Below are 21,964 nucleotides of genomic sequence, written 5' to 3' on the forward strand. Positions count from 1 at the left end.
ATGCGCCAACCGGCCTGGCACCTCGCCCTGCCCTGGCTGCTGCTGCTCGCCAGCGTGTCGGCCTCGGGCCAGACCCTGGTCAACACGGGCGGCCTGTCCTTCGGCGCCTTCACGGCGGGCAGTGGCGGCACGGTCACCGTCACGCCGGGCGGCGCCCGCATGAAGACGGGCAGCGTCATCCTCGTCAATCAGGCCGGTACGGCCAGCGCCGCGCAGTTCACGATCACGGGCACGCCGAGTGCCGTCTTCGTCATCACGCTGCCGGCGGACGGCACCACCTTCCTCACCGACGGTGCCAGCGGCAGCATGGCGTTGAACAGCTTTGTCAGCAGCCCCTCGGGCACTGGCGTGCTGTCGGGCGGCGGCACGCAGACCATCAACGTCGGGGCGACGCTGAGCGTCGGCAACCTGCAGGCCACGGGCAGCTATTCCGGCAGCTTCAACGTGACGGTGAACTACCAGTAACGAACTGCACGGCAACTGCCGCGCTTTTCCGAGCTTTGCCGCGCTCAAGTCCTGGCGACCATGCCGGCATGCGTGCAACACCCCAGCTTTTCCTGCTTGCGGCCCTCGGGCTGCTGCTGCCGCACGCCGCCTTCGCGGACCTGATGCTCTTCCCCACGCGCATCGTCTTCGACAAGCAGCAGCGCGCCGCCCAGGTCGAACTGATGAACCAGGGCAAGACGCCCGAGACCTACCGCATCAACCTCGTCAACCGCCGCATGGGCCCGAACGGCGAGTTCATCGCCATCGACGCACCCGGCCCCGGCGAGCAGTTCGCCGATGCCATGCTGCGCTACTCGCCGCGCCAGGTCACCATCCCGCCCGGTGGCTCGCAGATCGTGCGCATCCTGCTGCGCAAGCCCGAGGATCTCGCCAGCGGCGAATACCGCTCCCATCTGCAATTCGACCGCGTGGCCGAGGCGACGGGCGCCAGCAGCGTCGAGGACGTGGCCAGGCGCGAAGGCAAGGACGTCGGCATCGTCATCCAGGCCCTGGTGGGTGCGTCCATCCCGGTCATCGTCAGGCAAGGCGAGACCCATGCCAAGGTCGAGCTGTCCGAACTGGGCTTGCAGCCGGCGTCGGCGGCGGGCCCAGGCACCCTGTCCTTCCAGATGAAGCGCGAAGGCAACCGCTCCGTCTATGGCGACCTGGTCGCCACCTTCACGACCACGGCCGGCGTCACCTTCGAGGTGGCGCGCGCCGGCGGCGTGGCCGTCTACGTGCCCAATGCGGCCCGGCGCGTGCAACTGCCGCTGCAGCTGCCCTCGGGCAACCCCCTGCCCGCCGGCACGCTGAAGCTGGCCCTGCGCGAACGTCCCGAATCCGGCGGCAAGCTGCTGGCCGAGACCAGCCTCGCCCTCCCCTGACGGCCGGCGCCCGCGCGATGCGCGCCATGGCCCTGCCCCGCCTTCTCCGCGCCATCGCCGCGGCCCTGCTGGCCGCGCCGCTGCTGCTCGCCCAAGCCGCGCCGGACGACGCCGCGACACCGCTGCGCCGCCTTGAAGTACAGCTCAACGGCCGCAGCCTCGCCGAACCGCTCGACGCCTACCAGACCGACTACCAGGTGCTGCTGCCGCTGGGCAGCATCTCCAGGCTGCTCGGACTGGACATCCGCGTGCAGACCGTGTCGGGCCGCGCCGCCGGCACGCTGCCGGGTTCGGGCGAGCCCTTCTGCCTGGACCTGGTCGAGTCCAGCATGCGCATCGGCGAACGGCGCCAGTCCTTCGAGCCGCGCTTGGCCCAGGCCATAGGCGGCGACATCTATGTGTCGACGCAGCTGCTGGCGCGCTGGCTGAACCTGGAACTGGCCGTCGACCTGCCGCACTGGCAGCTGCGCCTGCGCGCCCGCGACGCCGTGGTGGCCCAGCCGCCCGCACCGCCGCGGCCGGCGGGGCCACGCCGCATCGACGAGACCAACCTCCTCGTGCTGGAGGTGATGCTGGACGGCCAGGTGGTGTCCGACAGCCTCAGCGCCTACCAGGACGGCACCCAGACCCTGCTGCCGCTGGGCGAGCTGTCGCGCCTGCTGATGCTGGCCATCCAGGTGAAGCCTGACCGCGGCAGCGCAGACGGCCGGCTGCCCGGCGAGCGCGGCTTCGCGCTGAACCTGGCCGAGTCCCTCGTCAGCCTGGGCGGCCGGGAGCAGAACTTCGAGCCGCGCCTGGCCGGCGTCGTCGGCGACGACATCTATGTGTCACGCCAGCTGCTGACGCGCTGGCTGCCGCTGGAGCTGCAGGTCGACCTCACCACCCTCAAGCTGAAGGTCGTGCCGCGCGAGAAGCTGCCGCTGCAGGAGAGGCTGGAGCGCGAGCGCCTGGCCGCGGCCCTGGCCGGCGTGCAGCCCGCCGAGCGGCCGAACTACCCGTATGCGCCGTCCACGCCGGCGCTGATCGACGTGCCGTCCATCGACCAGTCCTTCGGCGCCGACGCGCGCCGCGGCCGCAACTCGCGCCAGTACAAGGCCGCCTACACCGCCTTCATCACCAGCGACCTGCTCGGCATGGAGGGCTCGGCCTATGTGCTCAAGACCCAGGACAAGGCCAGGCCCGACCTGCGCCTGACGCTGGCCCGCAACGATCCTGACGCCGGCCTGCTCGGGCCCCTGCAGGCGCGCTCCGTGGCGCTGGGCAATCTCGCGCTGCCCAGTGTGCGCAACGTCATGCAGGGCAGCGCCAAGGGCAATGGCGTGTCGGTCAGCAACCGGCCGCTGGACCAGCCCAACAGCTTCGACCGCCACAGCCTGCGCGGCGACCTGCAGCCAGGCTGGGACGTGACGCTGTACTACAACGACCAGCTGCTGGGCTACCAGTCCTCGCGCGCCGATGGCCAGTACGCCTTCGACGACCTGCCGCTGTCCTTCGGCCCCAACGAGTTCCGCCTCGTCTTCCACGGCCCGCTGGGCCAGCTGCGCGTGGAGAAACAGAGCTTCCTGCTCGACCAGGCCAGCGTGAAGCCCGGCCAGGTCTTCTACACGCTGGCCTCGCAGGTGGCCGACGACGGCTCGGTGCGCAGCGTGGCCCAGGCCGACATCGGCATCGGCAAGAAGCTGACCGGCAAGGTCGGCCTGGTGCGCCGCCCGCGCCTGGTGGCCGGCGTCGTCACCGAGGCCCTGGACTACGGCCAGCTCGGCCTGCTGGCCTATCTCGACTCGATGATCCTCAGCTCGCAGCTGGTCGGCATGCGCGGCGGCGGCGCCCTGGGCGAGGTTGGCATGAAGACGCGCCTGGGCAGCTTCGCGCTGGACCTGCTGCACACCCAGCGCCAGGGCAATTTCGTCAACGACCAGTTCGCCGACGTGGCCGGCGGCGTGCGCCAGCGCGACGAACTGCGCCTGCAGGGCGGCGTGCGCCTGGGCGGGCTGCCGCGCGTCGTCATCGATTTCAACGCCGTGCGCAACAAGCTGGACCGCGGGCCGGCCAACGTCCAGCTCGGCCTGCGCACCTCCAGCATGCTGTGGGGCACGGCCCTGTCCAACAGCCTGCGCTGGCAGCGCAACGGCGATGACAGCGTCACCGACGGCACGCTGCAGATCAGCCGGCGCGTCGCCGACATCGGCCTGAACGCGCAGTTCAACTACCGGCTGCAGCCCGGCGCCAGCCTGCAGGCCGTCGCCATCAGCGCCGACCGCAGCCTCGGCGACGGCTATCTGCTCAACGCCGGCCTGCTGCGCAGCATGGACTCGGGCCTGACGCTGGTGGCGGCGGGCTTCAGCAAGAACCTTGGGACATTCGGCCTGGCGATGAGCGCCAGCTACTCCAGCCAGCACGAGCTGGCCGTGGGCATGCAGCTCTTCGTCGCGCTGGACCGCGACCCGCGCAGCGGCCGCTGGCAGCTGGATGGCCAGCCACTGGCCGGCAGCGGCGCCGTGTCGGCCCGGGCCTTCGTCGACCGCAACATGAACGGCATCCGCGACCCCGACGAGGATTTCGTGCCCAACGCCGGCTTCCTGCTCAACGGCGGCGGCCGCCACCCGCGCCTGACCGACGCCGGCGGCGTCGCGCTGCTGAACCGCCTGGCACCCGGCCGCTATGCCGATATCGCGCTGGACCCCACCACGCTGGAAGACCCGCAGTGGAAGCCGCTGACGCCCGGCGTGCGCGTGCTGCCCCGACCCGGCCGCGTCGAGCAGCTGGAGTTCCCGGTCGTGCTGACCTCCGAGGTCGAGGGCACCATCTATCTGGTCGAAGCGGGTGCCAAGAAGCGCGGCATCGGCGACGCGCAAGTCGAGCTGGTCAACGCCAAGGGCGAGGTCGTCGCGACGACGACCAGCTCGGCGGACGGCTACTACCTCTTCCACCAGGTCACGCCTGGCGCGCTGCGCCTGCGCATCGCACCCGAGCAGGCGGCCAAGCTCAAGCTGAAGGGCAAGCTGGAACGCGGCCTGGACGTGCCGGCCAACGGGGACTTCCTGAGCGGTGAGGATCTGGAGCTCAGGCTCTGAGGCAGCGCTCGGCCAGCTCGAAATCCTCCGGCCACGTCACCTTGAAGTTGGCCATCGACGCACGCACCAGCAGTGGCGCCAGACCCAGGGCCTCGACGGCGCTGGCTTCGTCGGTGGCGGCCGCACCCATCGCGGTCAAGGCCTTCTCGACGAGGCCGAGGCGGAACATCTGCGGCGTCTGCGCCGCCCATTTGTCGCGGCGGTCGATGGTGGCCGTCACGCGACCATCGGCGTCGCCGGCCTTCAGCGTGTCAGCAATGGGCTGGGCCAGCAGGCCGCCGACGTCGTCGCCAGAGCAGACATCGATCAGCGCATCGACCCATTCAGGGCGCAGCAGGCAGCGGGCGGCGTCGTGCACCAGCACCCAGTCGGCGTCGCTCGCGCCGCGACGGCGCAGCTCGGCCAGACCGCCCAGCACACTCTCGGCTCGACTGGCGCCGCCCACGCGAGCGACCCACCCCCCGTAGCCGGGCAAGGCGGCTTCGAAGCGTTCGTCCTCGGGCGACAACACGACCAGGGTCTGCGCGACACGCGGCACGGCCGCGAGGGCGGCGAGCGTGTGGGCCAGCATGGGCCGGCCGGCGATGTCGACGTATTGCTTGGGGATGCCGGCGCCAGAGCGCTCGCCTATGCCGGCGGCGGGAACAAGGGCGAAGAAACGTGTCATGCCCGCATCTTCTCAAGTGCGCGTTGTACGGCCGCCAACACGGCCGCCGGCGCCTCGACCTGCGGGTAGTGCCCCACGCCGCCCAGCTCGACGACTTCGGCCGGAATCTTCAGCTCGCGCAGCCGCGCAATCATGTGGGCACCCGAGATCGGATCGGCGCTGCCGTTGATGACCGTCAGCGGCACCGGGCAGTGCTGCAGCGCGCCGACCCAGCGTTCACGCTGCTCGCGGCGCTCGACCATGTAGCGGATCAGCCCGGGCAAGGCGAGGCGGCCGTCGTCGCGGCTCATCAGCGCCCACATCGCGTCCAGCTCTTCTTCGCTCGGCTTCACGTCGCCCGCGATGGCGATGAGGTTGGCGCCCAGCTTGGCGCGGCTGGACAGTCGCGCGATCAGGGGGCCCAGCGGCGACAGCAAAAGCTTCTGCAGCAGCACCGGCCGGTGCGTTTCGGGGAAGAGGCCGCCATTGAGCAGGATGACGCCGCGCAGCTTGACCGGCAGACGGCCATCGATGGCGCGGGCGATCAGCTCCTGGGCGACCGTGTCGCCGAGGTCATGGGCGAGCACCGCGCATTCCTGGACGCCCGCTTCGGCCAGCGCGGCCAGAAAGAGGTCGGCCTGCTCGCCCACCGTGTAGCGGTGGCCGCGCGGCTTGGCGGAGAAGCCCAGGCCCAGCATGTCGGCGGCCACCAGCCGGTGGCTGCGCGCCAGGTCCGGCCAGAGCTTGCACCAGTCCCAGCTCGCCGTCGGGAAGCCGTGGATCAGCAGCAGTGCCGGCGCATCGGGCGGGCCATCGGTGCGGATGAAGACGCGGTAACCGTTGAACAGGAAATACCGGCCCGCCGCCTGCCAGGCCTCGACGCTGGGCGTCACGCGTCGTGCCCGGGGTTCTGGCGCGCCAGGCGGCGCAGCAGCCCCGGCCAGGCCAGCTCGGCACCCGAGCCGCGCATGACCTTGTCGCTCTGGGCGCGGATGCCGGCCAGGATCTGCTGCGGGATGCGGATCAGCTCACCACCACCCGCCTGGGCCGCGATCTGGATCTCGCAGGCGCGTTGCAGCATGAACATCTTCAAAAAGGTGTCGGCCGCGCTATGGCCCAGCGTCAGCAGGCCGTGATTGCGCAGCAGCATCAGCGAGGCACGGCCGAGATCGGCGACGAGCCTGACCTTCTCCTCGGGGTTGAGCGCGACGCCCTCGTAGTCGTGATAGCTGAGCGAGGCCAGCGGAAACAGGCTGTGCTGCGAGATCGGCAGCAGGCCCTCGCGCTGCGTGCTGACGGCCACGCCGGCCACCGTGTGCAGGTGCATGACGAACATCGCATCCTCGCGCGCCTCATGCACGGCGCTGTGGATGATGAAGCCGGCCGGGTTGACGTTGTAGTCGCTGGGCGCGACCTTCTCGCCGGCCTGGTCCACCTTCACCAGGCTGCTGGCCGTGATCTCCTCGAACATCATCCCGTAGGGGTTGATGAGGAAGTGATGCTCGGGGCCGGGCACGCGGGCCGAGATGTGGGTGAAGATCAGGTCGTCCCAGCCCTGCAGGGCCGCCAGGCGGTACAGCGCCGCCAGGTCGCAGCGGACGGCCCATTCTTCGGGGGCGCAGTTCTCAGGCTTGGCCATGGTGTCTCCTCGTGAAAAGGGTCGATCCAGCATAGCGCCGACAATCGCCGGGCTGTTGTCACCTCCGTTCCCATGCTGATTGCCGACCTCCGCCAGCGCCTGCGTGCGCTCGGCGCCAACCCCGACCACGAAAGCCGCGTGCTGCGCCACTGGCTGCACAGCCTGCCGCTGGACGGTGGCAAGCGGCCGCTGCAGGGCTTCCTGCCCAAGGCGGTCATGGAGGCGCTGCCGGGGCTGATGGCGGCGCTGGACAGCCTCGTCACGCTGCGCAGCGAGCATGCCGGCGGCGATGGCGAATCGGCCCGGCTGCTGCTCGGCCTCACCGACGGCCAGACCGTGGAGACCGTGCTGCTGCCGCGCGAAGGCGTGTGCGTGTCCAGCCAGGTGGGCTGCGCGGTCGGCTGCCAGTTCTGCATGACCGGAGTCGACGGGCTGATACGCCAGGTCGGCAGCGCGGAGATCGTGGCCCAGGTCGTCATGGCACGGCGCAAGCAGCCGAAGCTGCGCAAGGTCGTCTTCATGGGCATGGGCGAGCCCGCGCACAACCTGGCCAATGTGCTGGACGCGATCACGCTGCTGGGCCGCGAGGGCGGGTTTGCGCACAAGCAACTGGTGTTCTCCACCGTCGGCGACGAACGCGCCTTCGAGGCCTTGAACGCCTCCACGGTCAAGCCGGCGCTGGCCCTGTCGCTGCACACGACCGACGCCGCCAAGCGCGAGCGCCTGCTGCCCCGCGCACCGCGGCTGACGCCGCAGGCCCTCGTCGAGGCCGCCGACGCCTATGCCCGGGCCAGTGGCTACCCCATCCAGTACCAGTGGACGCTGCTCGACGGCGTCAACGACGGCCCCGAGGAGCTGGACGGCATCGTTCAGCTGCTCAAGGGTCGCTACGGCCTCTTGAACATGATCCCGTTCAACAGCGCGCCCGGCCTGCCCTTCACGCGGCCGAGCTGGGAGCGCGCTCGCGCCATCGCGGCGGAGCTGTCCAGCCGCGGCGTGCTGACCAAGCTGCGCGACTCGGCCGGCCAGGACGTCGAAGGCGGCTGCGGCCAGTTGCGCGCCCGCGAGGCCGTCGGCCGGCCGGTTCGCGTTGTGAGGATTCACGCCTGATTCGAGGGTATCCGGGGAGCCGGGTACACGCGGTTCCACCCGCAGAATCGCGGCGCCGCAGCGGCCTCGCTGCGCGCAGAGATCACTTCGGAGAAGACATGATTCAGCTTCAGACGCTGGCCAGGCAAGCCCGCATGGCCGCCCTGATCGCAGGCGCCGCCCTGTGCTTGCAGGCCTCGGCCGCCAACACGGCCAGCAAGTTCGAGCCGACGGCCCAGTTGGGCGGCAGCACGCTGCAACTGAATGGCAAGGGCACCCGTGTGCGTCTCGTCTTCAAGGCCTATGACATGGGTCTGTACACGACCAGGCATGTCGGCACGGCTGCGGAGCTGCTGGCCCTGCAAGGCCCCAAGCGGCTGCAGTTCACCGCGCTGCGCGAACTGCCCGGCACCGACCTGGGCCGCCTCTTCCTGCGCGGCATCAGCGACAACACGCCCAGCCAGCAGATGACCCGCCACACGCTGGCCACGACCCGCCTGATCGAAGTCTTCTCTGGCAAGCCCAAGCTGATGCCCGGTGACACCTTCACGATGGATTTCGTGCCCGGCAAGGGCACGCAGTTCTACATCCAGGGCCAGCCTCAGGGCGAGCCCATCGGCGACGACGAGTTCTTCACCATGGTGCTGAAGATCTGGTTCGGCGAGTCGCCGGCCGACACCAATCTGCGCGACGCGCTGCTGCAAGGCCCCACGGCCTGAGGCGCTTCAAGCAGGCCTCCTAGAATCCTCGGCATGCGCCGCTGGTTTCTTGTCCTGCTGAACCTGCTCGTCGCCGCCCAGTTGTCCTGGGCCGGCGCAGCGCTGTGTTGCGTGGACGAACTGGGCGGCGAGAAGACCGGCCTGTCGCAGCTGGGTGGCGAGCAATCCCACACGGCCAAGGCCGGCGACACCCACCCGGTCTGCGAGACCGGGCATTGCCACTGCCACCATGCCGGCTGCGCCACGCCGCTGGCCGAGCGCGATGCTCTCGCGGCACCGCAGACGCTGGCTCCCGAGCCCGCCGATGCGCTGCGGCTCAAGTCCTACATCCCCGCCGGGCTCGAACGCCCCAATTGGCTGCGCGCCTGATTCGGCGCGCCGCTTCCCTCCTCTTGATCTGAAGCGCGGCACCCGCTGGGTGCCGGGCGCGCGCCGAACCGTCCGCCGTTGTTCCCACAACCCCTGGAGAGTTCGATGCGAAGCCCTGCTGTTGGCTTTTTGCTGTGCATGGTGCTGGCGCCCGCCAGCCATGCCCTGACCCTGGCCGAGGCACAACGCCTGGCCCTCACCCACAACCCCGAACTGGCCGGCGCGCGGCTGGAGCTGCAGGCGCAGCAAGGCGCTGAGCTGCAGGCCGGAGCGCGGCCCAACCCCGAGCTGGGCGTGCTGCTGGAAGACACCCGCAGCGCCACGCGCACCAGTACCGTTCAGCTGTCCCAGGCCATCGAACTGGGCGGCAAGCGTGCCGCCCGCCAGGCCGCCGCCGCTCAGGCGCGCGAGCAGGCCGCCGTGGCACTGGCAGCCAGGCGGGCCGACGTGCGCGCCGCCGTGGCTATCGCCTTCCTCGACCTGCTCGGCGCGCAGGAACAGTTGCGACTCGCAGACTCGTCGCTGGCGCTGGCGCGCAGCGCGGCAGGCGCCGCCGACAAGCGCCTGCAGGCCGGCAAGGTGCCGCCGCTGGAACTGGCCAAGGCCCGTGTCGCCGAGGCCGGCGCGCGGGCCGAGCTGGCCCAGGCGCAGAGCGAGCTGCTGCTGGCACGCGGCCGCCTCGCGGCGTTGTGGGGCCAGGGGCCGCAGGCAGCGGCGCAGGCCGACGGTGACACCGCCGCCCTGCCCGGCCCGCCCGACGAGCAGCGCCTGGCCGAGGCGATGGCCGAAGCGCCGTCGTTGCGCCTGGCGCGGCTGGATATCGCGCGCCGCCAGGCCTTGAGCGAGGGAGAACGCGCGCGCCGCGTGCCCGACGTGACCGTGACGCTGGGCGCCAAACGCGACGCCGAACTCGGCCGCACGCAGGCCGTCATCGGTTTCTCGCTGCCACTGCCCGTCAACGACCGCAACCAGGGCGGCCTGCTGGAAGCCCTGCGCCGAGAAGACCAGGCGCGCGAGGCACTGACCGCCGCGACGCTGAAGCTGAACACCGACGTGGCCCAGGCCACCGCGCGGCTGCGCCTGGGACGCGAGCAGGCGCAGCTGCTGCGCGACGACGTGCTCCCCACGGCCCAGACCGCCTACGAGGCCGCGCTGAAGGGGTACGAACTCGGCAAGTTCGCCTTCCTGGACGTGCTGGACGCGCAGCGCACGCTGTTCCAGCTGCGCCGCCAGTTGCTGCAGGCCAGCGCCGAGGCCCACCGCGCCGCCGCCGAGCTGGACCGCCTGCTCGGCCGCACCCCACCGAACGAGGACTGAAGCGATGAACAAGAAAAAGAGCACCCTGGCCATTGCCGCCGTGCTGGCCGTGGGCCTGCTGCTGGGCGTGGCCATCCTGCGCCACGACAAGCCCCAGGCACATGATGACCACGACGAGAAGCCGCACGCTGACGAGCCGGCCACGGCAGTCGTGAACAATGGCCCGCATGGCGGCCGCCTGTTCGGCCAGGACGGCTTCGGCCTGGAACTGACCATCTTCGAGACCGGCGTGGAGCCGCAGTTCCGCGTCTACCTGTACCGCGACGGCAAGCCGCTGGCGCCTGCGCAGGCCGAGGTCGGCGTGACGCTGCAGCGCCTGGGCCGCGCGCCGCAGGCCTTCGCCTTCCAGCCGGAGGGCGCCTATCTGAAGGGCGCGGGCGTCGTCGAGGAGCCGCATTCCTTCGCTGCCACCCTCACGGCCAATGTCGGCGGCAAAGCTTACGAGTTCCGCTTCGAGCAGGTCGAGGACCGCGTCACCGTCAGCGACGAGCAGCTGCGCCACAACGGCATCGTGCTGGCCACGGCCGGGCCGGCGCGCATCGCCAGCACGCTGCAGCTGCTGGGCGAGGTGAAGCTGAACCAGGACCGCGCCGTCGTCATCACACCGCGCCTGGGCGGCCTCGTCGAGGCCGTGCGCGTGAATGCCGGCGACCGCGTCAAGCGCGGCCAGGTGCTGGCCGTCATCTCCAGCCCGGCGCTGGCCGACCAGCGCGGCGAGCTGCTGTCGGCAGGCAAGCGCCTGGCGCTGGCACGCACGACGCACGAGCGCGAGAAGAAGCTGTGGGAGGACAAGATCTCCGCCGAGCAGGACTACCTGGCCGCCCGACAGGCCATGCAGGAGGCCGAAATCGCCGTCGAGGCGGCGCGGCAGAAGCTGGCCGCGCTGGGCGCCTCGGCGGGTGACGCGCAGGGGCTCACGCGGCACGAGATCCGCGCCACGATCGACGGCGTCGTCGTCGACAAGAAGATCAGCATCGGCGAGGCGCTGAAGGAGGACGCGCCGGTCTTCCAGCTGGCCGACCTGTCCAGCGTCTGGGTCGAGCTGACCGTGCCGGCCAAGGACCTCCACCAGCTGCAGGAGGGCATGGCGGCGCAGGTCAGGGCCAGCGCCTTCGAGGCCCAGGGCGAGGCGAAGCTCAGCTACGTGGGAGCACTGGTGGGCGAGCAGAGCCGCAGTGCGACCGCACGCCTGGTGCTGGCCAACCCCAAGGGACTGTGGCGGCCGGGGCTGCCGGTCACCGTGGGCTTGAGCGCCAGCGCAACCGAGGTGGCCGTGGCCGTCGAGGCCGAAGCGGTGCAGACGCTGCGCGGCGCCACCGTCGTGTTCGGCCGGTATGGCCAGCAATTCGAGGCCCGGCCGCTGATGCTGGGACGCAGCGATGACCGCAACGTCGAGGTGCTCAAGGGGCTGAACGCCGGCGAGCGCTATGCGGCGAAGAACAGCTTCCTGGTCAAGGCCGACATCGGCAAGGCCGGTGCCGAGCATGACCATTGAGAGACACGGCCATGTTTGAAAAACTCATCCGATTCGCCATCGCCCAGCGCTGGCTGGTGCTGCTGGCCGTGGCGGGCATGGCGGTGCTGGGCGTGTTCAGCTACCAGCGCCTGCCCATCGACGCCGTGCCCGACATCACCAATGTGCAGGCGCAGATCAACACCGAGGCGCCGGGCTATTCGCCGCTGGAGGCCGAGCAGCGCGTCAGCTTCGCCATCGAGACGGCGATGGCCGGCCTGCCCCGGCTGGAGCAGACGCGCTCGCTGTCGCGCTACGGCCTGTCGCAGGTCACCGTCGTGTTCAAGGACGGCACCGACATCTACTTCGCCCGCCAGCTCGTCGGCGAGCGCATGCAGCAGGCGCGTGCCAGCCTGCCGGCCGGCCTGACGCCCGCGCTCGGCCCCATCGCGACGGGGCTGGGCGAGATCTATATGTGGACGGTCGAGACCAAGCCCGGTGCGCTGAAGGCCGACGGCACGCCCTACACGCCGATGGACCTGCGCGAGATCCAGGACTGGATCGTCAAGCCGCAGCTGCGCACGGTGCCCGGCGTGACCGAGATCAACAGCATCGGCGGCTACGCCAAGGAGTACCAGGTGGCGCCCTGGCCCGACAAGCTGGTGGCCCACGGCATCGACTGGCGAGAGCTGGTGCAGGCGCTGGAGCGCAACAACGCCAACGTCGGCGCGGGCTACATCGAGCGGCGCGGCGAACAGGTGCTGATCCGCGCGCCGGGCCAACTGGCGGGCGTGGAAGACATCGCCGACATCGTCATCCGTGGATCGGTGCGCGTCCGCGATGTGGCGGACGTCGGTATCGGCCAGGAGCTGCGCAGCGGCGCCGCCACTGACAACGGCCACGAGGTCGTGCTCGGTACGGTCTTCATGCTGATGGGCGAGAACAGCCGCCAGGTGTCCCTGGCCGTGGACCGGCGGTTGGAGGAGATCAACCGCAGCCTGCCGGCCGGCGTCGTCGCGCAGACGGTGTATGACCGCACGACGCTGATCGACAAGGCGATCGCCACCGTGCGGACCAACCTGCTGGAAGGCGCCCTGCTCGTCGTCGCCGTGCTGTTCGCCTTCCTGGGCAATCTGCGCGCGGCCGTCATCACGGCGGCCGTGATCCCGCTGGCCATGCTGTTCACGTTCACGGGGATGGTCGCCAACAAGGTCAGCGCCAACCTGATGAGCCTGGGGGCACTGGACTTCGGCATCATCATCGACGGCGCTGTCGTCATCGTCGAGAACTGCGTGCGGCGGCTGTCGCATGCCCAGGCCGCGGCGGGCCGAGCCTTGAGCCGCGACGAACGCTTCGCCGAAGTCTTCGCCGCCGCCCGCGAGGCGCGCCGGCCGCTGCTGTTCGGCCAGCTCATCATCATGGTGGTCTACCTGCCCATCTTTGCGCTCAGCGGCGTGGAGGGAAAGATGTTCCACCCGATGGCCTTCACGGTCGTGGCGGCACTGCTGGGCGCGATGTTGCTGTCGGTGACCTTCATTCCCGCGGCCGTGGCGCTGTGGATGGGCGGCAAGGTCGGCGAAAAGGAGAACCGGCTGATGGCCTGGGCCCGGCGCGCTTATGCGCCGCTGCTGGACTGGACGCTGGCTCACCCGCCGCTGGTGCTGACCATCGCCGGCGTGGCCGTGGCCCTGAGCGCACTGCTGGCCACGCGCATGGGCAGCGAGTTCATCCCCAGCCTGGACGAAGGCGATTTCGCCGTGCATGCGCTGCGCATCCCCGGCACCAGTCTGACCCAGGCCGTCGAGATGCAGCGCGAGCTGGAGCGCACGCTGCTGCAGGCCCCAGAGGTGGCGCGCGTGTTCTCCAAGCTCGGCACCGCCGAGATCGCGACCGACCCGATGCCGCCCAGCGTGGCCGACACCTTCGTCATGCTGAAACCGCGCGATGAATGGCCCGACCCCAAGCGCAGCACCGCGTCCCTGGTCCAAGACCTTCAGAAGCTTGCAGCGAGCCTGCCCGGCAACAACTACGAGTTCACGCAACCCATCCAGATGCGCTTCAACGAACTGATCTCGGGCGTGCGCAGCGATGTGGCGGTCAAGGTGTTCGGCGACGACATGGCCGTCATGGAGGCGACGGCCGAGCAGATCGCGAAGCTGCTGCAGGGCGTGCCGGGCGCAGCCGATGTGAAGGTCGAGCAGACGACCGGCCTGCCCATGCTGACGCTGCAGATCGACCGCGCCAAGCTCGCACGCCTGGGCCTGAGCGTGGCCGATGTGCAGCAGACCGCCGCCGCGGCCATCGGCGGGCAGGAGGCCGGCGTACTGTTCCAGGGCGATCGGCGCTTCGACATCCAGGTTCGACTGCCCGACAGCGTGCGCAGCGACGTCGACGCCCTCAAGCGGCTGCCGCTGCGACTACCGAACGGCGCGCATATGCAGCTTGGCGAAGTGGCGGGCTTTGACGAAGCCCCCGGCCCCAACCAGGTCAGCCGCGAAAACGGCAAGCGCCGCGTCGTCGTGACGGCCAATGTGCGCGGCCGCGACATCGGTTCCTTCGTGACCGAGGCACAGGCCAGTCTGCAAGCCAAGGTGAAGATCCCGAGCGGCTACTGGACCAGCTGGGGCGGCAGCTTCGAGCAGCTGCAATCGGCCACCGCGCGGCTCAAGGTCGTCGTGCCGGTGGCGCTGGGCCTGGTGTTTGCGCTGCTGTTCGCGATGTTCGGCAATGTGCGCGACGGGCTGCTGGTGTTCACGGGCGTGCCATTTGCGCTGACCGGTGGCATCGCCGCGCTGTGGCTGCGCGACATCCCGCTGTCGATTTCGGCCGGTGTGGGTTTCATTGCGCTGTCGGGCGTGGCGGTACTGAACGGGCTCGTGATGATCGCCTTCATCCGCTCGCTGCAGGACGATGGCCTGCCGCTGGACCGCGCCGTTCGCGATGGGGCGCTGACGAGATTGCGGCCGGTGCTGATGACGGCCCTGGTCGCATCGCTCGGCTTCGTGCCCATGGCCCTGGCCACCGGCACCGGCGCCGAGGTGCAGCGCCCCCTGGCCACGGTCGTCATCGGCGGCATCCTGTCGTCCACCGCGCTGACGCTGCTGGTGCTGCCGCTGCTGTATCGCTGGGTGCACCGCGGTGCTTCAACTGGAACGGTAGGCGTCGGCGTCGAGGCCTAGTCGGCGGATGCGGTCGTGCAGGGTCTTGCGCGCCAGGCCCAGGCGCTCGCCGGCCTTGGCGATATTGCCGCCGCTCTCCCGCAGGGCCTGCACGATCCATTGCCGCTCCACGGCAGCCAGCGCCTCGTCCAGTGGCGCCTGCGGCAGCGCTGCGGGTTCGCTGGTGGTCGGCAGTTGGGGTGCCACGGCCTCGGTGACGAGGCCCAGCACCCAGCGCTCGGCAAAGTTGCGCAGCTCGCGCACATTGCCGGGCCAGTCGCGCGCCGCCCAAGCGGCGAGCTGGGCGGCGCTCCAGGCCGGCACGGGGCGCTGCAGGCGCTCGGCGGCCTGGGCGCAGAAGTGGCTCAGCAGCAGCGGGATGTCCTCACGGCGCTGGCGTAGCGGGGGCAGCGCGATGGCGGCCACGTCCAGGCGATAGAACAGGTCCTCGCGGAAGCGCCCTTCCCTGGCCAGCTCCAGCAGGTCCACCTTGGTCGCCGCCACGACGCGGCAGGCCAGCGGCACGGCCGTGTTGGCGCCCAGCCGCTCCACGCTGCGCTCCTGCAGAACGCGCAGCATCTTGACCTGCAGGGCTATGGGCATGGACTCGATCTCGTCGAGGAAGACCGTGCCGTCGCCGGCGAACTCCAGCTTGCCGATGCGGCGCCTGGCCGCGCCCGTGTAGGCCCCCGCCTCGGCGCCGAAGATCTCGGACTCGAACACGCTCTCGGGCAGAGCGCCGCAATTGATGGCGACAAAGGGACCGCTCGCGCCGCTGGCCGCGTGCAGGGCGCGGGCCACGACCTCCTTGCCGGCACCGGTCTCGCCGTGGATGAGCACGTCAACCCGTGCCGGGCCGAGCGTGGCGATCAGCGTGCGAAGCTGCTCCATCGCCGCGCTGGCACCCAGCAGGCCATCGACCGGGCCGCCGGCAAGCTGGGCCTTCAGCCGCCGGTTCTCCAGCACCAGGCGGCGCTGGGCCAGCGCGCGGCGCACGACCTCGACGAGGTGCTCGGCCGAGAAGGGCTTTTCGATGAAGTCCCAGGCGCCGTCGCGCATGGCTTCGACCGCCATGCCGATGTCGCCATGGCCGGTCACGAGGATGACGGGCAGTTCAGGGTCCTGCTCGCGCAGGCGCTGCAACAGCGCCAGGCCACTGTCGCCGGGCAGTTGCACGTCGCAGACGACGATGCCGGCAAAGCCCGGCTGCAGCCAGGCGCGCGCCGCCTCGGCCGAGTCCACGCCGTGCGCCCGCAGGTCGGCCAGGCGCAAGCTCTGCGACGTGGCCAGGCGCACATGCTCGTCGTCCTCGACGAGCAGCACATCGATGGAATCAGCGCGGGTCATGCGGGGATTGTGTGATGGGCAGGCGCAGCGTGAACTGCGCGCCGCCCTGCGCTGCGTTGCCACCCTGCAGCGAGCCACCCAGCGCATTGGCGATGGAGGCCGAGATGGACAGGCCCAGGCCCAGCCCGTCGCCACGGCGCTTGGTCGTGAAGAAGGGCTCGAATAAGCGCGCCTGCACGTCGTCGCTCAGCCCGGGGCCGTCGTCCGTCACGCGCAGCAGCGCCTGGCCGGCATCGACCTCGGCCTGCAGCGTGACCGTGCCGCCGCCTTTCTCGGCGCTGGCGTCGATGCCGTTGCGCAGCAGGTTGACGAGCACCTGCTCGATGCGCACCTGCTGGCCCAGCACGGCCAGACCTTCGGGCACGGGCAGGCAATTGAGCTTGACGCGCTGGCGGCGCGCTTCGGCGCTGACCAGGGCCACCGCGGCCTGGAAGGCTTCCGCCACCACCACCGGCTGCACGCGCAGCTCGTCGCGCCGCGCAAAGCCCTTGAGCTGGCCCACGATGGCGGCGATGCGCTGGGTCAGGCTGTCAATGGACTGCAGATTGGTCTCGGCATCGGCCTGCATGCCGCGTTCGAGAAACACGCGGGCGTTGTCGTTCAGCGCCCGCAGCGCCGCCAGCGGCTGGTTGATCTCGTGCGTGATGCTGGCGGCCATCTGGCCCAGCACGGCGAGCTTGCCGGCCTGCACGAGGTCGTCCTGCGTGGCGCGCAGCGTCTGCTCGGTGCGATGCAGCTCGTCCACGCGTGCCTGCAGTTCGCGCGTGCGCTCGGCGATGCGCGTCTCCAGGCTGTCGTAGGCGGCGCGCAGCTCGCCCTGGGCGGCCAGGCGCTCGCGGGCGCGGCGGCGGCGCAGCTGCAGATAGGCCAGGGTCAGCAGCAGCGACATCCAGCCCAGGGCCGCGGCCCAGGCGCGGCCGGCGGCGATCTGCTCGGCGCCGCGGATCTCGGTGAAGGACAGCAGCGTCCAGCCGCGGCTCTGCACGGGCTGCTCGGTGACGAGGGCACGCAGCTTCTTCGCCGCGGTGGCGATGCGCTCGATGCGCAGCTCGGTCGATGCGCGCGAGGGCTCGCGCACCAGCGCAGGCAGCGGCAGGTCGCCGTATTGCTGGGTGTCGTGCAACTCGGCGCGTATCGCATCCGACAGGGGCTGCAGCGTGCGGTACTTCCACTCCGGCCTGCTGGCCAGGAAGACCACGCCGCGCGCATCCGCCAGCATCAGCTCGCCGGCGCTGCGCGCCCAGTTGGCTTCCATCTCGTCCAGCGACACCTTCAGCACCACGACACCCGCCGCGGGGCCGGCCAACCTATGGGCGATGAAATAGCCCGGCGTACCAGTCGTGGAGCCGCGCGCATAGAAGTGACCGCCGCCACTCGCCATCGCGTCGCGGAAGTAAGGCCGGTAGGCGTAGTTCTGGCCGACAAAGGTCTGCGGCTCGCGCCAGTTGCTTGCCGCCAGCGTCAGGCCCTGGGCGTCGATGAGAAAGATGGCCGCAGCCGCCGCATCGTGGGCCACACCCTCGAGCAGCGTGTTGACGGCAGCCTGCTGCGCCTTGGACGTGGGCTCGGCCAGCAGGCCGGCCAGCGCCGGATGACGGGCCAGCACCTGCGGCACGGCCTCGTACTTGTCCAGGGCGCCGGTCAGCTCGTGGGCGACGAAGCGGAGGTGGCGCTGCGCGTCGTCGCCGGTCTGGGCCAGCGCCAGGTCCAGCGACAGCCGCCAGGCGGCATAGGCGACTGCCGCGCCGCCCAAGACCACCGCCAACAGCAGCGCGAGGCTGCGTTGCCAGCGGGCCATCTTCTTTGGGTGGTCAGTGGTGGACGGACTCGGCATCAATTCGCGAATGCCGGCGCGTGTCACGCATCAACAGGTAGACGAGCAGCGAGCAGGCGATCACCGCGGTAGCGTACCAATAGAAGCCGCTCTCCATGCCCTGCTGCTTGAACCACAGCGCGATGTACTCGGCGCTGCCGCCGAACACCGACACGGCGATCGCATAGGGCACGCCCACGCCGGTGGCGCGGATGGAAGCGGGGAAGAGCTCGGCCTTCACGACGGCGTTGATGGAGGTGTAGCCGCTGACGATGAGCCAGGCGCAGGCGATCAGGCCAAAGGCTTCCCAGGGCCCTTGTGCGTGGCGCAGCGCGGTCAGCAAGGGCACGGTGAAGATCGTGCCCAGCACCGCAAAGCCGAGCAGCAGCGGCTTGCGGCCGATGCGGTCAGACAGCGCGCCGTAGAGGGGCTGCAGCAGGGCCGCGAACACCAGGCTGGCGGCGGACACGGCCGTGGTCTGCGCGTCCGTCAGGCCGACCGACAGCTTCAGGAACTTCTGCATATAGGTCGTGTAGACGTAGAAGGCCAGGGTGCCGCCCATGGTCAGGCCGATGACGATCAGGCACTCGCGCGGGTGCTGCAGCAGCAGCTTGAAGCCGCCCATGCGGTCCTTGTTGCGCTGTTTTTCGGCCTTGAAGGCCTGGGTCTCTGGCAGGTCGGAACGCATGATCAGCGCCACGATGGCCAGCAGCGCGCCGATGAAGAAGGGAATGCGCCAGCCCCAGGCCTTGAGCTGGGCGGCGTCGAGCACGAAGTTCTGCAGCACCAGCAGCACGACCAGCGCCGTCAGTTGGCCGCCGATCAGCGTCACGTACTGGAAGCTGGCATAGAAGCCGCGGTGCTTGGACGTCGCCATCTCCGACAGATAGGTGGCGCTGGAGCCGTACTCGCCCCCCAGGCTCAGGCCCTGCAGCAGGCGCGCGAACAGCAGGATGGCCGGCGCCCAGACGCCGACGGCGGCATAGGTGGGCGAGCAGGCGATCAGCAGCGAGCCGCCGCACATCAACAGCACCGAGGCCATCAGCGCCAGGCGCCGGCCGTGGCGGTCGCCGATATAGCCGAACAGCAGGCCACCGACGGGTCGGATGAAGAAGCCGAGCGCGAAGATGGCCGCCGTCGACATCGACTGGGCCACCGGGTCGCTGGAGGGGAAGAAGGACGACGAGAAGTAGAGCGAGAAGGCCGCGTAGCAGTAGAAGTCGTACCACTCGACGAGGTTGCCGAGGGAGCCGACGAGGATGGCCTTCAGGCGGCTGAATTCGATGCGGTCGGGCGCTGCCGCCGAAGCGGTCGAAGCCGCGGGAAAGATCGCTGACATGGGGCTTGTCTCCTGGAGTTGTGCCCCAGGATGAGCAGCTTGCGTGCCAACAGCGTGCGCGGCGCCGCCCCAGGGTGGAGCGGCCATCAGAGAGTTGAATCTGGCGGATTTCCGCCGCCACGGCGGGTCAGCCCCCCGCCGCCGGCGGCGATCCGCCGCTAGAAGCGCAGGTCGATGCTCGCCATGTCGAAGCGGCTGCCCTCGCCGTCCGGTTTCACGCTGACGACACGAAAACGCTTGGCCGTGCCGACACGGTATTCCAGATCGCCAGCCTTGGGCGCGCTGGCCTCGCAGCTGAGCTTGTCGGAGTCCTTGGGCGGCTTGATGCGGTTGGCCGGCTCGCGGCAGTCCAGCACCTCGCCGTAGCGTCCCAGGGCCTTCACATAGAAGGCCGCCACGCGCTCGGGCGACGCGTTGCTGCGGAACTTCAGTGCATGGATCTGCAGCCCGAAGCCGCCGGCCCAGGCGCCCAAGCTGACGCCGGCCTTGTCATCACCGCCCTCCTTGAAGGGCACGGCACCCGCGTACACCGGCAGGCCCACGTCGGCCGCCTCGGTGCGGGCGTTGCCCTGGATGCCCATGCTGAATTCCTTGTTGCCGTCTCCGGCCAGGGCGGCCGAGGTAGCCAGCACGAGGGCGAGGCCGGCGAGGACATGGCGCTTGTTCATGAGGGCTATCCCCTGAGCGTTGTGGATGGATGCGCTCAGGCTATGCGCCGCCGGCCCGGCCTGCGACGCCGCCGCGACGGGCTGCACGCCGGCAGGGACAGGCCGCAGGGCCGGCCGACGGCCGGATCAACGCCTGGACTCGACCCACTCCATGATCAGCTCGCGCAGCACCGGCAAGGGCACCTGGCCGGCCGTCAGCACGACGCGGTGGAAGCCCTTGATGTCGAACTTCGGGCCGAGCGCTTTCTCGGCCTCGGCGCGCAGCTTGGTGATCTCCAGCTGGCCGATCTTGTAGCCCAGGGCCTGGCCGGGCCAGACGATGTAGCGCTCGACCTCGGAGACGACGTCGCTCTCGGCCATGGAGGAGTTGTCCAGCATGAACTGGATCGCGCGTTCACGGCTCCAGCCCTTGTGGTGCAGGCCGGTGTCCACCACCAGGCGCATGGCGCGCAGCTGCTCGTCGGAGAGGCGGCCATACCACTGGTAGGGGTCGGTGAAGAGACCCAGCTCCTTGCCCAGGCTCTCGGCGTACAGCGCCCAGCCTTCCACATAGGCGGTGTAGTTGCTGCCGAAACGGCGGAAGGCCGGCAGCGTGCCATCTTCCTGTGCGATGGAGATCTGGAAGTGGTGGCCCGGTGAGGCTTCGTGCAGAGACAAAGTCTCCATGCCGAAGATGGGCTGGGCCTTCAGGTTGAAGGTGTTGACGTAGAAGACGCCCGGCCGGGAGCCGTCGGTCGTGCCGTTCTGGTAGGACGCGCCGGCCGCGCTCTCGGCGCGGAAGGCCTCGACCTCCTTGACCTCGTAGTCGGCCTTGGGCGCGATGTCGAAGAGCTTGGGCGTCAGGCCGTTGATCTTCTTCTGCAGATCACGGTAGCCGGCCAGCAGTTCCTCGGGCTTGCTGTAGTAGTACTTGGGGTCGTCCTGCAGGTGCTTGAAGAAGGCCTTCAGATCACCCTGGAAGCCGACCTGCTTGCGCACACCCTCCATCTCGCCCAGGATGCGCGCAACCTCCTTCAGGCCGATGGCATGGATCTGGTCCGGCGACAGCTTCAGCGTCGTGGACTGCTGCACGCGCCAGGCATACCAGGCCTTGCCGTCTGGCAGGGCCGACCAGCCGGTGCTGGTGCGCGCCTTGGGCGTGTACTCGTCGCGCACAAAGGCCAGCAGGCGCGCATAGGCGGGCAGCACGCCGGTGGACAGCAGCTTGCGCATCTCGGCCGTGATGCGCTCGCGGTCGGCGGCCGGCACGGCGTCGGGGAAGTTCTTGATCGGCCCCCAGAACAGGCTTTGCTCGGGGTCGGCCACGGCGAGTGCCGTCAGTTGCGGCAGCACCTTCTCCATGACGGCGCGCGGCTGGGTCACGCCGGCCTTGAGGCCGTCGCGCATATTGCCGATCGTGCCGTCGAACAGCGGCACGGCCAGCGCCAGGCGCTTGAGCCAGTCGTCGTAGTCCTTGGTCGTCCTGAAGGGCTGGATGGACTGGCCCGTGCCCATCTGCGCCAGAAAGCTCGGCGTGCCACCGATCTGGCTGATGGGCTGCATCCAGTCCGGGAAGCGCTCGCCGGCCAGGCTCTGCTCCAGGTCGAGCTTGAGGATGCTGTAGGAGACGCGGTCCTTGGGGTCGAGCTTGGCTTTCTGGAAGCCGGCCAGGCCCTTGAGCTGGTCCTGCACGTCGCGCTTGGCCTGGGCGCGGTAGGCGGCCGTCGTGTTGTCGACGAGGCGGTCGTTGTAGCGCGGGTCGCCCAGCGACGTGGCGAGGACGGGCTGGCGCTGCAGCGTCAGCTCCCACTGGGCGTCCAGCCACTGATGGAAGCGTTCGCTCTCAGAGGAGACAGCCCAGGCGGGCAGGCTCAGGGACAGGGAAATCGCGAGCAGGCTCAGGGCGTGACGACGGCGCATGGAGTCTCCGGTTGAAGGCCGCGATGCTAGCGAGGTCCCTGCTGACAAGCCAAAGGACATGGCT

17 protein-coding genes are annotated in these 21,964 nt (G+C 70.0%); 9 read left to right on the top strand and 8 right to left on the bottom strand.

The window, feature by feature from the left end; genetic code table 11:
- The 3 genes from AC1D2H_RS01990 to AC1D2H_RS02000 all read left to right on the top strand — a co-directional run bounded on the left by AC1D2H_RS01990 (position 1) and on the right by AC1D2H_RS02000 (position 4,444).
- Entirely contained in the window at positions 1-465 is a 465-nt protein-coding gene (locus AC1D2H_RS01990) for a DUF4402 domain-containing protein (protein WP_477937680.1), read from the top strand.
- A 68-nt stretch (positions 466-533) separates the two neighbouring features.
- Complete coding sequence (locus AC1D2H_RS01995) at positions 534-1,370, top strand: fimbrial biogenesis chaperone (RefSeq protein ID WP_478009683.1); 837 nt, start codon at positions 534-536, stop codon at positions 1,368-1,370.
- Positions 1,371-1,396: 26 nt separating this feature from the next.
- Positions 1,397-4,444 carry an MSCRAMM family protein gene (locus AC1D2H_RS02000; RefSeq protein WP_477937684.1) on the top strand — a complete coding sequence of 1,016 codons (3,048 nt, stop codon included), beginning with the start codon at positions 1,397-1,399 and terminating at the stop codon, positions 4,442-4,444.
- Here AC1D2H_RS02000 and ispD read toward each other — a convergent pair.
- The 3 genes from ispD to AC1D2H_RS02015 are packed head-to-tail and all read right to left on the bottom strand — an operon-like array spanning position 4,434 to position 6,729.
- Complete coding sequence (ispD, locus tag AC1D2H_RS02005) at positions 4,434-5,111, bottom strand: 2-C-methyl-D-erythritol 4-phosphate cytidylyltransferase (protein WP_478009684.1); 678 nt, start codon at positions 5,109-5,111, stop codon at positions 4,434-4,436. The two genes, AC1D2H_RS02000 and ispD, sit on opposite strands and share 11 nt — an antisense overlap.
- On the bottom strand, positions 5,108-5,983 hold the full coding sequence (locus AC1D2H_RS02010; protein ID WP_478009685.1) for an alpha/beta fold hydrolase: 876 nt from the start codon (positions 5,981-5,983) through the stop codon (positions 5,108-5,110). Before AC1D2H_RS02010 ends, ispD begins: the two co-directional genes overlap by 4 nt.
- Complete coding sequence (locus AC1D2H_RS02015) at positions 5,980-6,729, bottom strand: class II aldolase/adducin family protein (protein WP_477937690.1); 750 nt, start codon at positions 6,727-6,729, stop codon at positions 5,980-5,982. The genes AC1D2H_RS02010 and AC1D2H_RS02015 overlap by 4 nt, the downstream gene beginning before the upstream one ends.
- A 72-nt stretch (positions 6,730-6,801) precedes the next feature.
- On the opposite strand from AC1D2H_RS02015, the gene AC1D2H_RS02020 reads away from it, so the two are divergent.
- The 6 genes from AC1D2H_RS02020 to AC1D2H_RS02045 all read left to right on the top strand — a co-directional run bounded on the left by AC1D2H_RS02020 (position 6,802) and on the right by AC1D2H_RS02045 (position 14,855).
- A complete protein-coding gene (locus tag AC1D2H_RS02020; protein WP_478009686.1) occupies positions 6,802-7,839 on the top strand; it encodes an RNA methyltransferase in 1,038 nt (345 codons plus the stop codon).
- A 98-nt stretch (positions 7,840-7,937) separates the two neighbouring features.
- Positions 7,938-8,537 (top strand): chalcone isomerase family protein, encoded by a 600-nt coding sequence (locus tag AC1D2H_RS02025; protein WP_477937693.1) that lies wholly within the window; start codon positions 7,938-7,940, stop codon positions 8,535-8,537.
- A gap of 33 nt (positions 8,538-8,570) precedes the next feature.
- Positions 8,571-8,906, top strand: a complete 336-nt coding sequence (locus tag AC1D2H_RS02030; RefSeq protein WP_477937695.1) for a hypothetical protein — start codon at positions 8,571-8,573, stop codon at positions 8,904-8,906.
- Positions 8,907-9,011: 105 nt separating this feature from the next.
- Entirely contained in the window at positions 9,012-10,223 is a 1,212-nt protein-coding gene (locus AC1D2H_RS02035) for a TolC family protein (RefSeq protein ID WP_478009687.1), read from the top strand.
- A 4-nt stretch (positions 10,224-10,227) separates the two neighbouring features.
- Complete coding sequence (locus tag AC1D2H_RS02040; RefSeq protein WP_477937699.1) at positions 10,228-11,718, top strand: efflux RND transporter periplasmic adaptor subunit; 1,491 nt, start codon at positions 10,228-10,230, stop codon at positions 11,716-11,718.
- Positions 11,719-11,729: 11 nt separating this feature from the next.
- Positions 11,730-14,855: an efflux RND transporter permease subunit gene (locus AC1D2H_RS02045; protein ID WP_478009688.1), complete on the top strand. Its 3,126-nt coding sequence runs from the start codon at positions 11,730-11,732 to the stop codon at positions 14,853-14,855.
- On the opposite strand, the gene AC1D2H_RS02050 is transcribed toward AC1D2H_RS02045, so the two are convergent.
- The 5 genes from AC1D2H_RS02050 to AC1D2H_RS02070 all read right to left on the bottom strand — a co-directional run bounded on the left by AC1D2H_RS02050 (position 14,820) and on the right by AC1D2H_RS02070 (position 21,900).
- Positions 14,820-16,181 carry a sigma-54-dependent transcriptional regulator gene (locus AC1D2H_RS02050; RefSeq protein WP_478009689.1) on the bottom strand — a complete coding sequence of 454 codons (1,362 nt, stop codon included), beginning with the start codon at positions 16,179-16,181 and terminating at the stop codon, positions 14,820-14,822. The genes AC1D2H_RS02045 and AC1D2H_RS02050 overlap by 36 nt on opposite strands.
- Positions 16,168-17,979, bottom strand: a complete 1,812-nt coding sequence (locus AC1D2H_RS02055; RefSeq protein ID WP_478009690.1) for an ATP-binding protein — start codon at positions 17,977-17,979, stop codon at positions 16,168-16,170. The genes AC1D2H_RS02050 and AC1D2H_RS02055 overlap by 14 nt, the downstream gene beginning before the upstream one ends.
- A gap of 13 nt (positions 17,980-17,992) precedes the next feature.
- Positions 17,993-19,333, bottom strand: a complete 1,341-nt coding sequence (locus AC1D2H_RS02060) for an MFS transporter (protein WP_478009691.1) — start codon at positions 19,331-19,333, stop codon at positions 17,993-17,995.
- A gap of 158 nt (positions 19,334-19,491) precedes the next feature.
- Entirely contained in the window at positions 19,492-20,001 is a 510-nt protein-coding gene (locus AC1D2H_RS02065; RefSeq protein WP_478009692.1) for a hypothetical protein, read from the bottom strand.
- A 126-nt stretch (positions 20,002-20,127) separates the two neighbouring features.
- Positions 20,128-21,900 carry a DUF885 domain-containing protein gene (locus AC1D2H_RS02070; RefSeq protein WP_478009693.1) on the bottom strand — a complete coding sequence of 591 codons (1,773 nt, stop codon included), beginning with the start codon at positions 21,898-21,900 and terminating at the stop codon, positions 20,128-20,130.
- Between the last annotated feature and the right edge of the window lie 64 nt (positions 21,901-21,964).

Source organism: Roseateles sp. P1_C1_2 (assembly GCF_056406535.1).

What these genes read in the sequence shown, in the direction of transcription:
- AC1D2H_RS01990 (WP_477937680.1), top strand. Translation starts at nt 1, where the DNA reads ATGCGCCAACCGGCCTGGCACCTCGCCCTGCCCTGGCTGCTGCTGCTC.
- AC1D2H_RS01995 (WP_478009683.1), top strand. Translation starts at nt 534, where the DNA reads ATGCGTGCAACACCCCAGCTTTTCCTGCTTGCGGCCCTCGGGCTGCTG.
- AC1D2H_RS02000 (WP_477937684.1), top strand. Translation starts at nt 1,397, where the DNA reads ATGGCCCTGCCCCGCCTTCTCCGCGCCATCGCCGCGGCCCTGCTGGCC.
- ispD (WP_478009684.1), bottom strand. Translation starts at nt 5,111, where the DNA reads ATGACACGTTTCTTCGCCCTTGTTCCCGCCGCCGGCATAGGCGAGCGC.
- AC1D2H_RS02015 (WP_477937690.1), bottom strand. Translation starts at nt 6,729, where the DNA reads ATGGCCAAGCCTGAGAACTGCGCCCCCGAAGAATGGGCCGTCCGCTGC.
- AC1D2H_RS02020 (WP_478009686.1), top strand. Translation starts at nt 6,802, where the DNA reads ATGCTGATTGCCGACCTCCGCCAGCGCCTGCGTGCGCTCGGCGCCAAC.
- AC1D2H_RS02025 (WP_477937693.1), top strand. Translation starts at nt 7,938, where the DNA reads ATGATTCAGCTTCAGACGCTGGCCAGGCAAGCCCGCATGGCCGCCCTG.
- AC1D2H_RS02030 (WP_477937695.1), top strand. Translation starts at nt 8,571, where the DNA reads ATGCGCCGCTGGTTTCTTGTCCTGCTGAACCTGCTCGTCGCCGCCCAG.
- AC1D2H_RS02035 (WP_478009687.1), top strand. Translation starts at nt 9,012, where the DNA reads ATGCGAAGCCCTGCTGTTGGCTTTTTGCTGTGCATGGTGCTGGCGCCC.
- AC1D2H_RS02040 (WP_477937699.1), top strand. Translation starts at nt 10,228, where the DNA reads ATGAACAAGAAAAAGAGCACCCTGGCCATTGCCGCCGTGCTGGCCGTG.
- AC1D2H_RS02045 (WP_478009688.1), top strand. Translation starts at nt 11,730, where the DNA reads ATGTTTGAAAAACTCATCCGATTCGCCATCGCCCAGCGCTGGCTGGTG.
- AC1D2H_RS02050 (WP_478009689.1), bottom strand. Translation starts at nt 16,181, where the DNA reads ATGACCCGCGCTGATTCCATCGATGTGCTGCTCGTCGAGGACGACGAG.
- AC1D2H_RS02055 (WP_478009690.1), bottom strand. Translation starts at nt 17,979, where the DNA reads ATGGCCCGCTGGCAACGCAGCCTCGCGCTGCTGTTGGCGGTGGTCTTG.
- AC1D2H_RS02060 (WP_478009691.1), bottom strand. Translation starts at nt 19,333, where the DNA reads ATGTCAGCGATCTTTCCCGCGGCTTCGACCGCTTCGGCGGCAGCGCCC.
- AC1D2H_RS02065 (WP_478009692.1), bottom strand. Translation starts at nt 20,001, where the DNA reads ATGAACAAGCGCCATGTCCTCGCCGGCCTCGCCCTCGTGCTGGCTACC.
- AC1D2H_RS02070 (WP_478009693.1), bottom strand. Translation starts at nt 21,900, where the DNA reads ATGCGCCGTCGTCACGCCCTGAGCCTGCTCGCGATTTCCCTGTCCCTG.